At 41.3% G+C, this 16,026-nt stretch carries 16 protein-coding genes and 1 pseudogene; 1 reads left to right on the top strand and 16 read right to left on the bottom strand.

The annotated features are described in order from the left end of the window. The first annotated feature begins 56 nt into the window (after positions 1-56). Positions 57-1,913, top strand: a complete 1,857-nt coding sequence (htpG, locus tag CVT13_RS00520; protein ID WP_107811222.1) for a molecular chaperone HtpG — start codon at positions 57-59, stop codon at positions 1,911-1,913. A gap of 150 nt (positions 1,914-2,063) precedes the next feature. Here htpG and sdhE read toward each other — a convergent pair whose 3' ends face one another. From sdhE to CVT13_RS00450, 16 genes and pseudogenes are all read right to left on the bottom strand, one after another. Next, on the bottom strand, positions 2,064-2,921 hold the full coding sequence (gene sdhE / locus CVT13_RS00515) for an 8-methylmenaquinol:fumarate reductase membrane anchor subunit (RefSeq protein WP_087585917.1): 858 nt from the start codon (positions 2,919-2,921) through the stop codon (positions 2,064-2,066). A gap of 2 nt (positions 2,922-2,923) precedes the next feature. Continuing rightward, on the bottom strand, positions 2,924-3,889 hold the full coding sequence (sdhB, locus tag CVT13_RS00510) for an 8-methylmenaquinol:fumarate reductase iron-sulfur subunit (RefSeq protein WP_107811221.1): 966 nt from the start codon (positions 3,887-3,889) through the stop codon (positions 2,924-2,926). Positions 3,890-3,898: 9 nt separating this feature from the next. Next, positions 3,899-5,761 carry an 8-methylmenaquinol:fumarate reductase flavoprotein subunit gene (gene sdhA, locus CVT13_RS00505; protein WP_107811220.1) on the bottom strand — a complete coding sequence of 621 codons (1,863 nt, stop codon included), beginning with the start codon at positions 5,759-5,761 and terminating at the stop codon, positions 3,899-3,901. Positions 5,762-6,157: 396 nt separating this feature from the next. Further along, positions 6,158-7,171: an ABC transporter substrate-binding protein gene (locus CVT13_RS00495; protein ID WP_107811218.1), complete on the bottom strand. Its 1,014-nt coding sequence runs from the start codon at positions 7,169-7,171 to the stop codon at positions 6,158-6,160. A gap of 11 nt (positions 7,172-7,182) precedes the next feature. Beyond that, a complete protein-coding gene (locus CVT13_RS00490; protein WP_107811217.1) occupies positions 7,183-7,959 on the bottom strand; it encodes an ABC transporter ATP-binding protein in 777 nt (258 codons plus the stop codon). Next, complete coding sequence (locus tag CVT13_RS10600; RefSeq protein WP_413784292.1) at positions 7,956-8,339, bottom strand: FecCD family ABC transporter permease; 384 nt, start codon at positions 8,337-8,339, stop codon at positions 7,956-7,958. Before CVT13_RS10600 ends, CVT13_RS00490 begins: the two co-directional genes overlap by 4 nt. Next, positions 8,299-8,874, bottom strand: a pseudogene (locus CVT13_RS10595) (FecCD family ABC transporter permease). Before CVT13_RS10595 ends, CVT13_RS10600 begins: the two are co-directional and overlap by 41 nt. Positions 8,875-8,914: 40 nt before the next feature. After that, complete coding sequence (locus tag CVT13_RS10345; protein ID WP_234411942.1) at positions 8,915-9,151, bottom strand: hypothetical protein; 237 nt, start codon at positions 9,149-9,151, stop codon at positions 8,915-8,917. Positions 9,152-9,241: 90 nt separating this feature from the next. Then, the gene (locus CVT13_RS10340) at positions 9,242-9,754 is read right to left on the bottom strand and encodes a class I SAM-dependent methyltransferase (protein ID WP_234411941.1); all 513 of its coding nucleotides are present in this window, start codon (positions 9,752-9,754) and stop codon (positions 9,242-9,244) included. Between the two features lie 91 nt (positions 9,755-9,845). Then, positions 9,846-10,181, bottom strand: coding sequence for a TonB-dependent receptor domain-containing protein (locus tag CVT13_RS10520; RefSeq protein WP_265094414.1), 336 nt, complete (start codon positions 10,179-10,181; stop codon positions 9,846-9,848). Positions 10,182-10,239: 58 nt separating this feature from the next. Then, positions 10,240-12,021 (bottom strand): TonB-dependent receptor, encoded by a 1,782-nt coding sequence (locus tag CVT13_RS00475; RefSeq protein WP_265094413.1) that lies wholly within the window; start codon positions 12,019-12,021, stop codon positions 10,240-10,242. 279 nt (positions 12,022-12,300) lie between these two features. Further along, entirely contained in the window at positions 12,301-12,852 is a 552-nt protein-coding gene (locus CVT13_RS00470; RefSeq protein ID WP_107811216.1) for a 2-oxoacid:acceptor oxidoreductase family protein, read from the bottom strand. Beyond that, positions 12,849-13,694, bottom strand: a complete 846-nt coding sequence (locus tag CVT13_RS00465) for a 2-oxoglutarate ferredoxin oxidoreductase subunit beta (protein WP_107811215.1) — start codon at positions 13,692-13,694, stop codon at positions 12,849-12,851. Before CVT13_RS00465 ends, CVT13_RS00470 begins: the two co-directional genes overlap by 4 nt. Continuing rightward, the gene (locus CVT13_RS00460) at positions 13,684-14,814 is read right to left on the bottom strand and encodes a 2-oxoglutarate synthase subunit alpha (RefSeq protein ID WP_107811214.1); all 1,131 of its coding nucleotides are present in this window, start codon (positions 14,812-14,814) and stop codon (positions 13,684-13,686) included. The genes CVT13_RS00465 and CVT13_RS00460 overlap by 11 nt, the downstream gene beginning before the upstream one ends. Beyond that, complete coding sequence (locus CVT13_RS00455) at positions 14,811-15,122, bottom strand: 4Fe-4S dicluster domain-containing protein (RefSeq protein ID WP_107695130.1); 312 nt, start codon at positions 15,120-15,122, stop codon at positions 14,811-14,813. The genes CVT13_RS00460 and CVT13_RS00455 overlap by 4 nt, the downstream gene beginning before the upstream one ends. An 8-nt stretch (positions 15,123-15,130) precedes the next feature. Beyond that, positions 15,131-16,024 carry a malate dehydrogenase gene (locus CVT13_RS00450; RefSeq protein ID WP_107811213.1) on the bottom strand — a complete coding sequence of 298 codons (894 nt, stop codon included), beginning with the start codon at positions 16,022-16,024 and terminating at the stop codon, positions 15,131-15,133. Positions 16,025-16,026 lie beyond the last annotated feature (2 nt).

The following is a 16,026-nucleotide window of genomic DNA, read 5'->3' as shown; positions in this document are numbered from 1 at the left end:
ATTTTTATCACTTTGTGTTATAATCTGCCAAAAATTTTAAAACAAGGAAAAGAAAAATGGCAGATAAATTTGAATTTCAAACCGAGGTCAATGACCTTTTAAATTTGATGATCCACTCTCTTTACTCAAACAAAGAGATATTTTTAAGAGAGCTCATCTCAAACTCAAACGACGCTCTTGACAAGCTAAATTACCTTTGCTTGACTGATGAAAAGTATAAAAGTCTAAGCTACACTCCAAGGATCGACATCAAAGTAGATGATAAAGCTAAGACTTTAACCATTAGCGACAATGGTATCGGTATGGACAAGGATGAACTCATCGCAAATTTAGGCACGATAGCAAGAAGCGGCACAAAAGGTTTTATGAAAAATTTAAGTGGCGATGCTAAAAAAGATAGCTCACTGATCGGTCAGTTTGGTGTTGGCTTTTACTCAGCATTTATGGTGGCAAGTAAGATCGAAGTCATAAGCAAACGAGCACTTAGCGACAAAGCCTACAAATGGACATCTGATGCAAAAAACTATGAGATCGAAGATGCCCAAAAAGAGAGCTTTGGAACGGACATCATCTTACATTTAAATGACGATGAGTTTGCAAATTCTTGGCGTATCGAAGAGATAGTCAAGAAGTATTCAAATCACATTCCTTATCCTATATTTATGGATAAACAAAGCTATGTCGCTCCAAAAGAAGGCGAAAAAGAGGGCACTTATGAGACTAAAAACGAGCAAATAAACAAGGCAAATGCGCTTTGGAGGCTAAATAAAGCCAGCCTAAAAGAGCAAGATTATAACGACTTTTATAAGCAAATTTCACACGACAGCAGTGATCCGCTCCTTTACATCCACACAAAAGCTGAGGGTAAGATTGAGTACTCAACTCTATTTTATGTGCCAAGCACTGAGCCGTTTGACCTCTTTAGGGTTGATTATCAAAGTGGCGTAAAGCTCTATGTAAAAAGAGTTTTCATCACAGATGATGCAAAAGAACTCTTGCCGCCATATTTAAGATTTATCAAGGGCATCATTGATGTTGAGGACTTGCCACTAAATGTTAGCCGCGAAATTTTACAAGAAAATGCGATCATGAGAAGTGTCAAAGAGCAAAGCGTGAAGAAAATTTTAAGCGAGCTTGCAAAGTTAAAAGATAACGACCGAGAAAAATACATAAAATTTTACAAACTATTTGGCAAGGTTTTAAAAGAGGGGCTTTATGGATTTAACGCTGAAAAAGAGCAAATTTTAGATCTTTGCCTATTTAAAAGTTCAAAAAGAGACGGACTTATCAGCCTAAAAGAGTACAAAGAAGCGATGAAAGAGAATCAAAAGTCGATCTACTACATCAGCGGCAACAATGAAAATATGCTAAGAAATTCTCCGCTTCTTGAGAGTTTTAAGAAAAACGACATCGAAGTGCTTATTATGGATGAAGAGATCGATACGATCGTTATGCCAATGGTCAATGAATTTGACAAAACACCTCTAAAATCAGTCTCACACGCTGATATAAATGATGAGATCAAAAGCGGTGAGAAGGTCGATGAGAGCAAGGTTGCAAACACGCTTGTTAAAATGAAAGAAATTTTAAAAGATGAAGTCAAAGATGTAAGACTAAGCTCAAGACTTTCAAGCTCGGCTGCGGTGCTAATTTACGATAAAAACGATCCTGATTACGCTATGCAAGAGATGTTAAGGCAAATGGGTCAAGGCGCAAACGCTCCAAAAGTTAAACCGATCTTGGAGATCAACGCTGATCATGAAATTTTTGCAAAACTAGAGAAAAATGAGGCGATGATTTATGACATAGCGCCTTTGCTTCTTGATATGGCAAGACTAAATGAGGGCATGAGCCTAGAAAACCCAGCTAAATTTTCAGAGCTACTAACGAAAGTGATGATAAAAGCTATCTAAATTTATAAAGCCCAAGAGAAATTTTGGGCTTTAACATACTTCTATAAATTTAATTTTCTATATTTATTATCTTTATTGCAGTAAAAATTTATCGGTAAAAATTTAATTGTGTAAGCTAAATTTCCCACGCCAAAAGACGTGGGATAAATTTTACGCTATCTTGGTAGCGTCGATGATGTTTAGATCAAGTCCAAGATCTTCAACAGATAGTCCAAGTGCAAGACCTACAAGCTGAGATAGGTGAATGATTGGCTTTCTCACGTTTGAGTGGTTCTCATCTTGATATCTCTCTTGGTAGATGTCAAGTTGCATTTGACAAAGTGGGCATGGTGTGACAACTACGTCAGCGCCGTTTTCATCGGCATTATTTACGATCTGGCTTGACATTTTCCTTACAGATGTGCCAGCTGGATAGCTAGCGTGGAAACCACAGCAGTCAAGTCTTTTCTCAAATGGCACGATAGTAGCACCAAGTGCGCCTACAACAGTTTCAAAGCTCTTTGGATTGACTGAGCTTTCTCTATTGTGCAGATCTTTTTCAGGCCTTAGACTGTGGCAGCCATAAAATAGCGCTACTTTTAGCCCACTAAGTGGCTTAACAACCTTTGCTCTTAGTGTTTCTACGTTTTGATAAAGTACCCAAAGAAGGCTTGTGATCTCAGTTGAGCCATTATATTTCATATTGCCCTCAGCCAAGAAAGTATTTATGCGGTCCTTTGCACCCTTATCAAGTGTAGTTTTAGCTCTTGTTAGAGTTAGCATACAAGTTGAGCATGTAGTAAGCATAGGCATATTCATCTGCTCTGCAAGCGCTATATTTCTAGCATTTGCCACAAGCGTAGCGATAGGATCCACGTCTTGTGCTTGTTGGGCACCACAGCAGCTCCAGCCCTTTATCTCATGAAGCTTCCAGCCAAGTATCGGAGCGATAGCCTCAAGCGACATCTTAGCCTCTTTAGCTGCTTGAGAGAGTACGCATCCTGGGAAAAAAGCGAATTCGTTTTGCATAATTACTCCTTACTAGCAGCTTTGCGAGCCGCATTTATCATTTTTACTAGATCATCATGTCCTTCTATATCCTCTTCGCCAAAGATATGAAGTGGATTCATCTTACCTGCAAGCATTAAATTTGCAGCGATATCCATTTTGCCCATATTTCTAAACACTCCCTCAGAGCGAAGTGCAAGCTTGATCTCATTTAGTCTGCCTGAGCCATCAACTAGATCGGTTAAGAACGCCTCAGCGTGATCTGGTCCCATACCATCATCAAAGCCTTTTTGTATAGCCATAATGCGAAGATCAGTTATATCTTTGCATGCACTTATGCCTTTTGGACAGCGATCAGCGCACTCTTGGCACTTTACACACATCCAAAGGCCATTATCGATAGCTGGTTTTAGGTGCGGCAGAGGATCTTTGCTGCGTGAGTCAAAAGCGGCTCTATAAGCATGCACAAATACAAATGGCTGCATATAATCACTCGCATCAGCTTCAAGTTTATTACACTCGCTAGCGCACGCTCCGCAAAGTATGCAGTCCCATTCAAGCGCTACTTTGTCATACTCTTTTTGGCTTTGCTTACAGCCTTTTTCTGCGCTAAATTCTGACTTAGCTGTAATGCTAGGCTTTATCTTGCGTAAATTTTCAATACTTGGTTCCCAGTCCACCATGAGGTCTGAGATCACTTTGAAATTTCCAAGTGGAGAAATTCTTATGCTCTCTGGATTGTCATACTCTGCCAAAAGCTCATTCATCTTTGTATCACAGGCTAGATATGAGTGGCCATTTACTCTAACAGCGCACGCACCACATATCGCTGAGCGGCAAGATGCTGTGAAATTTAACGTCGCATCCTTTTTTTGTTTGATATCAAGAAGCACTGTTAAAAGAGTTTTGCCTTTGATCTCTTCATTTGTTAGCTCATAAGTTGATTCATATTTTTTAGTTCCGTCAAAGCGGTCGATAATAATTTTCATCCTAGCTCCTTACTCTGGCTTCTTGCCGTCAAGTGAAAATATGCCTGTCACAACGTCTTTGTAACTAAGCTCAAGCTTGCCGTCTTTTAGTGTGACTATGCTGTGTTTTAAGAAATTTACATCATCTCTTTTTGGATAGTCCTCTCTTGTGTGAGCGCCACGGCTCTCAAGACGATTTTGCGCTGCAAGGCATGCTGCACGAGAAAGAAGTATAAGGTTGCCAAGCTCGACATAGTCAGTAAATGCTGTGTTCATGACTGGGTTTTGATTTGGCACTTTAAGGGTGTCATATTTTGCTTGGATAGCTTCTAGGTTTTTAGAAAGCTGATCAAGTTTTGCACCAGTTCTAAAGATACCCATTAGGTCCCAGTTGTTTTTACCAAGCTCTTCACGAAGTGCATACATATCATTTACACCGCCCTCGCCTGTTGCGATAGATTTAAATTTATCTTGCCACATTTTTGCTAGCTCAGAAGTTTTCTTTCCGATTGCAAATTTTGCATTTTGAGCGTAAGCGCCAGCACCCTTGCCAGCTAGATCGCCAGTTACAACTGCGTCAGTTAGACTGTTTCCACCAAGGCGGTTTGCACCGTGGATAGATACGCAAGAAGCCTCACCACCTACATAAATTCCAGGGATTTTTGTGCTCATATCATCAAATTTTGCTACCTCTATGCCACCCATTGAGTAGTGAGCTGTTGGGCGGATAGGCACTGGTTGCTCGATTAGATCGATATTTTGGAAAAGCATGGCTGTGTGGCGAATTTTTGGAAGCTTTTTCATAATAGTATCTTTGCCAAGGTGGCGAACGTCACAAAGCACATAAGCGCTCATACCCTCACCAAAGCCTCTGCCTTCGCGAATTTCTGTCTCGATCGCACGAGCGACGACGTCACGAGGAGCTAGCTCCATCTTTTCGTGATAGTTTTTCATAAAGCGCTCGCCCTTGTTGTTTAACAAGTATCCACCCTCGCCACGAGCAGCTTCTGTGATTAGTGTGCCGCCATTTTGAACGCCAGTTGGGTGAAACTGAAGCATCTCAGGGTCTTCAAAACCAAGACCTGCTTTAAGCGCAGCAGCGATGCCATCACCAGTTGCTATAAATGGAACTGATGTGCGGTTATAAAAAATTCTAGTGTATCCGCCAGTTGCGATAACAAGAGATTTGCAAAGAACTGGATAAATTTGACCATCTTGGATGTTGCGAAGAACGACGCCTTCGACCTTGCCGTCCTCAAGACCGATCTCAAGTAGCTCATGATCCATTAAAAATTTAACGCCAGCTGTGATAGCGTCGTCAAGACAGGCGTGCATCAAAATGTGGCCAGTTTTATCAGCCGCGTAGTTACAGCGTTTTTTACTAGCGCCACCCATGAAGCGAAATGCCACGTCGCCATTATCTTTACGGGATACGTCGCCATTATCTATACGAGAAAAGAGCATGCCATTGTGGTCTAGCTCGTGGATGACTGCGCCTGCTGCCTCGCAAAATTTCACAACTGCATCTTGATCGGCAAGATAAGCCGCACCTTTAACTGTGTCATAAGCGTGAAGCTTGAAGCTATCGCCATTACTAAAGTCAGTAACGCCGTTTATTCCGCCCTCCGCCATACAGGTTGCATTGCGAGATGGCATCATCTTTGTAGCAACAACGACGGTTGAGTTTGGATATTGCTTGCGAACGGCTGTTGCTGCACGAAGTCCAGCACCACCAGAGCCAATTATCAGCACATCAACAGATGGTAAGCCATTTTCATTGCCTTTTGGCAACTCACCAGCAAAAACATTGGTCGCACCAGCTGTTGTAGCTAGCGCACCTACGCTAATACAGGCACTTTGTAGAAATTCTCTTCTGGTAAATTTTTCACTCATTGATAACTTCCTATCTTAGTAAAATTTTTAGCGTTTTAAACGCACCGCCAGTTCATTTCTTAATATTTTTTAAAACGACTACATTAATTAAATAATTAATAATGAAACATTACATTAAATTTACTTAAAAGAAACATAAAGATTTATTTTAGATTAAGAAATGAGAGCTGATATTAAAATCAAAAAGGATAAATGGGCTTTTTTAGGCGGTTTATATAAATTTAGCGGTAGAAATTTTATAAGATGTATAAAAATTTCTACCGATTTGAAGTTTATTTTTATTTTTGAGTTTTTAAGCTTTAGAAGCTCTTTTTTAGGATATCAGAAAGATAAATTTACTTTTATACTTAAATAAATATATTAAATATAATAAATAACATTATTTTTGTCCTATTATCAAAATTCACCCTTTGGGTACAAAATTTCTTTTAGCTCGCTATCACTTAGCTTGTAATTATAAAATCTCTCGTAAAACTCTTTTGTTTTTTGCTCTAAATTTAGATCGCTAAATTGCTCTGGGTAAAATGTCTTAGCCAGCCAAAGCGGATAAAGCACACCCTCAGCACTTCTTACGCTCCAAAGATAAACGCCACTTGGCACTACAAAAATTTGCCCATTTTGCACAGCTTTTAGCTTGGCAAATGATGCGTTTTTGGCGATGGCATCGGTATTTTTTTGCGAATTTGTGATGATGATGTCCGGGTTAAAGATGATGACTTGCTCTTCATTTATCGCTTTTGAAATTTTAAAATCACCATCACTTAGCTCTGAGCTTACATTTATACCACCAGCTACGCTAATATACTCAGCGCCGATATCTTTTGAGCTAATGGTGTTAAAATTTCCAGAGCTATAGTTAAGCACCAAAACTCTCTTTTTTGGCGTTAAATTTGCTGTTTTTTGGCTTACAAATTTTATGTTGTCGTTAAAATAGTCATTAAACTCACGCGCCCTTTTTACGCTCTTTTCGCCCCAAATTTCAGCGATCTTGCTAAAGCTATCTTGTATCTCTTTGATGCTTTGAAATTTATCTATCTTCACAACCGCGATGCCAGCGCTCTCTAGCTGAGCCTTGCTATTTTCATCAAACATCATGCCAACTGGCCCAAAAACAACTTGCGTTTTTGACGCGATAATAGTTTCGACGCTGCTACTTAGCATGCCACTTTTGTTGTTGTTACTCTTTATCTTTGGAAAAATTTTTGACATAAGTGGAGGCAGTTTTGGCGCACCGCTAATTATATGATCCTCGTTACCAAGCATCGCAGAGACTTGCACAAAAGCCCCTATCAAAGGTGTCGCACGCTCGATCACATCAGGTACTTCTACTTTTTTATCGTCGCTATCAAGCACCACTCTTGCTTGCAAACTAACAAGCAAAAAAGCCAAAAGTAAAATTTTCTTAAACATATCTTCTCCTTTCAATCCACCATCACGCAAGAGTAATGCTCGCGTTCATCGATGATATTTTTCATCACTCGTATATCTACGCCGTAAATTTTCTTTAAATTTTCACCATTCATCACCTCGCTAGCCTCGCCGTAGATGTAGTTTTTATCACGCCCGAGCATCGCGACCTTTGCATTTAAATAAAAGACCTGCTCTGGCTGATGAGAGGTGAGGATAATGATGTAGCCTTGCTTTGCGAGCTTTTTTATCTCTTTTAAAACTCGCATTTGGTTGCCAAAGTCTAAATTTGCCGTTGGCTCATCAAGCAGCATCACCTTTGAGCGCTGCGCCAAAGCCCTAGCTATCAGCACCATTTGCCGCTCGCCGCCACTTAGATCGGTATAAATTTTATCTTTAAAGCTCTCTAAATTTAGCGTTTTTAACGCATCTAGCGCTATCTCTTCATCCTCTTTACTAGGGCGTTCAAATATACCAAGTCTTGCATTTGTACTCATCATCACCACGTCAAAAACGCTAAAGGCAAATGGCGGTGTGTGAGCCTGCGGGACGTAGCTTATAAAGCTTGCTCGCTCTTTTTCGCTCATCTTTAGCGCGTCTTTGCCGTCTATTAAAATTTCTCCTCCAAGTGGCTTTAAAAAGCCAAGTATCGTCTTAAACGTCGTTGTTTTGCCAACGCCATTGCTACCTAGCAGGCAAAAGATGTCGCCATCTTGTAAATTTGCATTGAAATTTTCTATAACGACCTTTTTATCGTAGCCGTAGCTTAAATTTTTTATCTCAAATTTCACGCAAAACCCTTTTTGCTCTTATAAAGCAAATAGACAAAAACAGGCGCGCCAACTAGCGAAGTGATGACGCCAAGCGGGATCTCACTTGCCATTAGACTGCGTGAAGTGGTATCAACTATCAGTAAAAACAGCCCTCCGCCAAGCAGCGAAGCTGGAAAGAGCGTGATGAAATTTGCCCCCACGACAAAGCGCATGATGTGAGGGATGACGAGCCCCACCCAGCCTACGATACCGCAAAATGAGACGCAAGTAGCGGTTAGAAGCGTTGAGGCGATGATGATTATGATGTTGTAAAATTTGACATTTAGCCCCATCGCCCTAGCCTCTTCTTCGCCAAAGCTAAGCGTATTTAGCTTGTAGCGAAGCATGAAAAGTGGCACAAGACAGATTTCTTGCTAGGCTTCCCATCAGCCAAAAAGTAACTTCTGGCAGCTTATCATCGCTATTAGCTAGAAATTTTATGAGTGAGCTAAGCGCTCCAAAAAGAGATGAGATGACGATGCCAGTTAGCACCATTACGAGTAAATTTAGCCTACCTTTTTCGATGACGCTGCTTATAAAAACGACGGCAAAAACGGCAAAAAGACCGCAGCCAAAGGCACTAAGCTACACGCCTATGTAGTTAAAATTTAAGATGATAGCCACGCTCGCTCCTACGGCTGCGCCACTTGAGACACCAAGGATGTCAGGCGAGACTAGAGGGTTTTTAAAAAGACCTTGATAGACAGCTCCAGAGCTAGCAAGTGCTGCACCGACAAGGATTGCAAAAAGCACCCTTGGCAAGCGAATAAGCGTAAAGACCGTGTAGTCTTGCTCGTCGCTTGGCTGCTCGTTTAAAATGGCTGATCTTATAAACTCAAAAATTTGAGCGTAGCTTATCTCGTAGCATCCGATACCTAATGAAAAAAAGAGCACCAGCAAAAGAAGCGCAAATAATGCGAAAATAATCTTTTGACTACTCAAATTTCATCTCCCGCACGTCCCACCAGATGAGATAGCTCTTGGTTTCTCTTTTAAATTTATATCCGTCATTTGTTTTAGTAAGATACTTTTCTACGTTTTGTTTGTAAATTTCTTCTTTTTCGGGTGCGATCTCGCCGACAAATCTAAAATAAGAAAACGCCTCTTCAAGGCTAGCAAGATCCCTCTCAAAAATGGTGTCGATTATCTTTAAATTTGGATTTGCTCCCATGTCGTAAGCGATGTTAAAGATAAAGTTGTAGCCAAATCTCCTATCGCTAAGACCTGCCTCATTTTCATCTTTTATCCCTTTTAGGAAGTCTTACCAGAACGTTTTTAAGCTTGGATAATCCATTAAAAAAGAGGTCATAACAACATATTTTTTAGCAAATTTGCAAAGCTTTTTTATATCAAAAAGCCCAACTGAGCGTGATGCTAGCACGATGTCGTGTTTTGGTAAGTCTTTTAAGCTCTGCTCATCGCTCCAGTCTTTTTGGATGAAATTTATATTTTTCGCTCCAGCCTCTTTTGCATTTTTTTTAGCGTATTCAAGCATTTTTGCAAACGGATCTAGCGCGCTTACGCTCTTTGCTAGCTTTGCAAGTGGCACGCTAAGCCTTGCTGGACCACACCCCACGTCAAGCACGCTATCATCTTTTGTGATAGGCAAATTTGAAAGTAAATTTAGCGTAGAAGCCGCCTCCATGCGTGTCATCTCGTTATACATGTTTGCGACATCGTCCCAATTTACGCCGCCATATTTGCCCTTTACTTTTTGCAAAGTAGGCGAAAACACTCGCTCCAAAATCGCTTGATAATCAACCAGCCCTTGCATCTTTCTCCCTTTGGTTATTTAAATCTGCCCTACGAAAAGGGCAAATTTAAAGAGCCTAAAGCCAAAATAAATTTGGCTTTAAGTTTTGGTTTTAGAATTTAACTTTAGCTGATAACATAAAAGTTCTTGATTGTCCTAAGAATAGGCTAGAGCCTGTTTTATTGTCTGTTCCATCGATATTTGATGGATACATTCCAACCCAGTATTTTTTGTCAAATACGTTATTTACGTTAAATCTCAAAGTTGTTTGCTTACCTAACCACTCTTTTGTTGTATAACGAATACCAAGATCGGTTGTAAAGTAAGCAGGAGCTGCATTTATGTTACGTTGATCAGCATAGCGTTTGCCAGTATAGTGAAAATTTGCACTTAATGCTAGCTTATTTGTATTTGGCTCAAGGTAGTCAAAGAGCAGGTTTGATTGCACGCGCGGCTCGCCAACTACGATTTTACCCTCTGCATAGGTTTGTTTTGCTCTTTTTAGCTTAGGCTGGATGAGCGATACCGCCCATTACGCTAAGATCGTTTGTGATCTTACCGCCTGCGCTGACTTCAAGTCCTCTATTTACTTGCTCGCCTTGCTCGCCGTATTCATTATTGTCGCCAAGATAAATTAATGGGCGTTTGATCTCAAAAAGCGCAGCCGATAGGTCAAGCTCGTCTATCCTAGCTTTTGCACCGACTTCGTATTGCTTACTTCTGTACGGCTTTACGACAACCGTCTCACCGTATCGCGGGTTGCTTACGTCGGTATAGGTATGAGCAGATCCGCCTTGCAAGCTATCAGCGTATGTGAAATACAAGCTGACGTTCTCAACTGGGCGGTAGATGAGGCTTCCTGCATAGCTATTGCCGCTTTTGTCGTAGCTTTTTACACCCGTTTGCTTGTTTTTACTTTCGAAGTTGCTTCTAGCCGCACTTAAAATGACGCTAAAATAGTCGTTTATTTTAATGTCGTCAGCGATAGTTACATTTTTCATTATATCTTCTTTGCTTTTATAAGCTCCGCTTGCTTTTTTTGTGTTAGGCTGTGCAAAGACGCGCGGACTATATAAGTTAGATTTTCCTAAAGAAACTGGTCTTGAAGCAGGATTTCTAGCACCATATAAAGTCCATATATATCCATTTGTTTGCACGCCAAGATTGTGTTCTATGCCAAATGTTTCAAATTCGGTTATAGCCTTTGCAAACCAGCTTTGCACGTCAAATCTTTGAGCTGCACCGCCACCGCCTCCAGCTGTTACGTCAAAATCACCGTTTTGGTTCGTGAAGGTTTTGCTCGTGCCATACATATCGCGGATAGCCTTTTGCCACTGATAGCCGCCCTCGAAATACCAATTCTCGGTAGGTATGTATTTAAATTTAGCGCTTGCAGTCGTTGTTTTTAGGTCACTTCCAGCCCATTCTTGTTCTAAACCAGCTTTAGTAGTTTTAGTAGCACTTGGAATAGCAAAGGTTAAGACACCGTTAGCACCTGGCATCGAAAAGCCACCAGGATTTCCTAACATTTTGTGTCTGTAATAGCTAAAATTTGTCTCAATCGTGAAGTTTTCAGTTAAATAAAAGTCGAGTCCAAGACTAGCCAAATTTCTTTCGTAGTCGCTTTTTTTAGCTTGTTTTGCACCGTAACTTTTATAAAATACACCACGATATCCAATGTGTTCAAATTTGTTTGATGTATCCCAACCTATACCAAAATTTGAGCGGCTCGTATAGTCAGCCCAAACCGTATTTGAGAAAGGTATCGGACGTTTTCTTGTGTAGTTAAAAAAGCCTGCTGGATTTTGTCCGCCATAAAGCGAACCGGCAAGTCCGTTTTGGATTTGCAGGCCTTCAAACATATACATCGGAATAGCTGTCGTAGAAACAGCGTAAAATCCGTCCCAAAGTACGTTTCCAACGACTGATCCTTCAAAGCCACGCGTTTGCGGACGACCGACTTCTATACCGCCTCTGGTTTGAATTTGCGCCGAAGGGAAGTATTTTACTGCATCCTCAAAACCTGCTACACCTTGGTTGTTCATAGCTTCAATAGACATTGTATTTACCTGATAAGGCATATCAAACACTCTTTTTCCTGCTAGAGGACCACTAGCAACGCCTTTGTTTAGTATGCCTTCGCTGATACCACTCTCGCTGATGTTATCACCGACTGAATTTACTTCAACGCCCTCAAGCTTTGTCGTTTGCACAGCAAAAACTTGACTTAAAAAACCACTGCACATCAAAAGTGCAGCACATGTTGCAACTGAGATTTTGTAACTCAATTTTTACTCCTTTTACAAAAATTTTACGTCTGAAATGTTACTAAAACAAATCTTAAATATAATTTATTAATTTATTAAATATTTAAAAATACATTTTATTTAAGAAAGCTAAAATAAGGCATTATGAGAACGATTTTTAAAAATTTCATAGCTTTGATAAGATAAATAAAAACTATAAATATAATCTTTTATATCGAAAAATTATGCTTAAAATTTTAAGAAAAGTAATAATTGATTTTTCTGTTTATAGTAGAATTTTGGCTAAAAATTAGCCAAAATTTATTTTAAAAGCTCTTTTGCGTATTTTAGGCCTAGCTCGTAAGCTTTGGCATTTGCATCTTTGACCTTAGCTGGCACGCTTGCTAGCATCTCTTCACGCACTAAATTTTCATCCATGCATCCACTCATAGCCACAGCCACACCAAGAGCAACAACGCTTTGAGTGATGACATTACCGACCTCGTCTTTTGCGATAGAGATGATAGGGATTTCATAAATTTTCCAGTGCTTTTTGTCTTCATCGCTTACTTTTACCAAATTTGGCTCGACCACGATCGCGCCACCCTCTTTTACGCCGCTTTTAAAGGCATCGTAGCTTATCTGTGCGGTTGCTAGCATGAAGTCTATCTCACCCTCGTTTGCGTAAGGGTATAAAATTTCTTTCTCATCAAGTATGATATCGACCTTCGTTGGGCCGCCGCGCACCTGAGATGTGTAGGTAGAGGCCTTAACGCCGTATCCGCCTGCCTTTATCTTGGCAGCTGAGAGGATCTCGCCTGCTAGTATGACGCCCTGTCCGCCAACGCCGACAAATCTTAATTGTGACCTCATGCTAGCTCCTTAAAATCGATCGGCTCACCGCTCATAGCAGCCCTTCTTACCATATCGTAAGCCTTGGTGTACTCTATCTTCTCTTCATCTTTGTGAAGCACGCCAAGTGGGAAAATGCCCTCTTTCTCTTCGTCGCTTAGCATGTCAAATTTGACCTTGCTCGTCGTGCGGCCCTTTATCCACTCTAAATTTTTCACCGCCTCGCCCATTTTGTTCTTGCGACCTAAATTTATATGGCAGTTTGAAAATACATCAAAAAAGCTGTATCCATCGTGGCTAAAGCCCTCCACAAAGAGCTTTGTAAGCTTCTCTGGCTCGATGACGCTTCCGCGCGCGACAAAGCTAGCACCTGCTGCGGTTGCGAGCTTACAGGCGTCAAAGCTAGGATCGATGTTGCCGTACTGCGCTGTGACCGTCCACATGCCCTTTGGCGTCGTTGGGCTAGTTTGCGAGTTTGTAAGTGCATAAATGAAGTTGTTTATTAAGATGTGATTTAGCCCGATATTTCGGCGGCATCCATGTATCGTGTGGTTGCCTCCAATCGCCAGTCCGTCGCCGTCGCCAGTTACTACGATGACGTGTTTGTCTGGGTTTGCCATCTTTACGCCAGTGGCGTAGGCTATGGCTCTGCCGTGAGTCGTGTGAATGGTGTTGCAGTCAAGGTATCCGCTAAAGCGGCCAGAGCAACCTATGCCTGAGACCACGCAAACGTCGTTCATGTCCCAGCCCATCGTGTCGATAGCGCGGATGAGCGCCTTTAGTATGACGCCGTCGCCACAGCCCCAGCACCAAAGAGTAGGCATTTTATCTGTTCGTAAATATTTATCATAATTAAAAGCCATAAATTTCTCCTATCTTTGCCTCGATCTCGCTTGGACTTATCGGTCTACCGTTTGCTTTTAGTAGTTTTGCAAAGTCATCTCTTAAGATGATCTTTGAAATTTCGCCGCTATATTGACCTAAATTTAGCTCGCAAACTAAAATTTTATTAAATGTATTTGATATCTCTTTTAGTTTTTTGGTTGGAGCTGGAAAAAGTGTGAGTGGTTTAAAGAGCCCTACTTTTAGCCCCTTTTCACGTAAATTTAATATCGCTTGCTTGGCTGAAAGTGCCACACTTCCAAAGGCGATGATGCAAATTTCAGCGTCATCAAGCATAAACTCTTCAAATTTTTCGCACTCGTCAGTGTGTAAATTTATCTTATCAAATAGCCTATTCATCGAGCTTTCAACGATCTTGCCATCTTCTGTTGGAAAGCCAGTAGCGCCGTGATGAAGTCCTGTTATATGGTAGTGATAGCCTTTAAAGAAAGGATTTAGCGTGGCTGGCTCATCATGCGTAGCCTCGTAAGGCTTATACTCTTTTGGCTCGCCACTAAATTCTTTTCTTTTATAAATTTCAAGCTCGCCTATCTCTGGCAGGCGCACTCTTGCTTGCATATGACCTATAGTCTCATCAAGTAGCAGCATAACTGGCGTCATAAACCTAGCTGCGAGGTTAAAGGCTCGCACGGTCTGCGTATAGCACTCCTCTAGGCTGCTTGGCGCAAGGACGATCATGCTTATATCGCCGTGAGTTGGGTTTTTAGCCTGCAAGATATCGCCTTGTGCGACTCTGGTTGGTAGGCCAGTTGAAGGGCCGCCACGCATAACATTTACGATGACAAGCGGTATCTCAGCGATAAAGCCAAGACCTATTTGCTCAGCCTTTAGTGAGATCCCAGGTCCAGAGCTAGCAGTCATCGCCTTTGCGCCACTTGCACTTGCACCAAGAGCTACTGAAATGCCAGCTATCTCATCTTCCATTTGTATAAATGTGCCGCCATTTTTTGGCAAAAGCACGCTTAGCTCGTGGGCAATCTCGCTACTTGGAGTGATAGGATATCCGCCAAAGAAGTTACAGCCACACTCGACCGCAGCCCTTGCTACTAGGGCATTTCCAGTTGATACTAGCTCTCTCATGCGCTCTCTCCAAGTTTTGCAAATTTATTTGCCTTTACGGCCACAGCTCGTTCTTTACTCTCAGGCGTTAGCTTTGCAAATTTAAAGCCTTTTTCAGCCACATAAATGGCAAAATCAGGACAGTGAAGCTCACAGTCGCGACAGCCTATACATGAGTCAGCATAGACGACCTCTATCATCTTACCAAGCACCGCCTTTGGCTCAAGTCTCATAGCTAGTACGCCTGCTGGGCAGTAGCTCACGCAGACATCACAGGCCTTACACCTGCTCTCATCGACCCAAACAGGTACATTTTCTTTTATTATCATCTATATTCCTAATCCAAATTTTCTTTTAAAAATTTAATGTTTTTTCTAATATCAGCTTCGCTTTTACTTAGCTGCTCTTGCTCACTTTCATTTATATTTAGCTCTAAAATTTCTTTTAAGCCATCACGTCCAAGCCTTACTAGCCTGCCGCAACTTAGCTCATCATTAAGAAGCACGCTAGCACTTAAAATTTCATCACTCTTGCCCATGATCGCTTCACACATTTTCACAACAGCAGCCGCTGGTGCGTAGTAAGCTGAAGTGCCAAGGAGCTTAACGATCTTTGCGCCACCTGTGCTTGTCTCTTTTTTAAGAGTTGCAAGCTCATTTTCGTTTAAATTTTCGCTAATGTTGCTAGCAGATACGATCATCTCATCGTTGTGAGCGCCAATTATCTTTGTCTTTAGCTCTTTTGCATCTTTATCTTTTAGAAGTGCTAGCTCATATCTGCATCTTGCGCCATCAAGCTCACCAGCCATGCCGATCACTTTATTTTTGCTAAAACCACTAAATTTATGAGCCGTCCAGACCATCACATCAAGCGGATTTGTCACAACGATTATCACCGCATTTGGTGCAAATTTTGCAATATTTTGAGCTGTTTGTTTTACGACTACGGCGTTTTTAAGGAGCAAGTCCTCTCTTGTTTGACCCTCTTTTCTTGGGCTTCCAGCAGTTACCACTACGATATCACTGCCCTCTATTAGCATAAAATCATCGCCACCGCAAACGGTAGTTTTTGCGTTAAAAACGCAGCTTGACTGAGCTAAATCGATAGCTTTTGCACGTGCCACATCACCAAATATATCCACAAGCGTGATCTCATCGCAAACTTCTCTCATGCAAAGCGCATAAGCTATGCTCGCACCGACGTTTCCAGCTCCAACTATACTTATTTTCATTT

It is taken from the genome of Campylobacter concisus (assembly GCF_003049085.1).
Taxonomy (GTDB): domain Bacteria; phylum Campylobacterota; class Campylobacteria; order Campylobacterales; family Campylobacteraceae; genus Campylobacter_A; species Campylobacter_A concisus_H.
The sequence above is the reverse complement of the archived record's forward strand: the minus strand, read 5'-3'. Positions and strand labels throughout refer to the sequence as shown.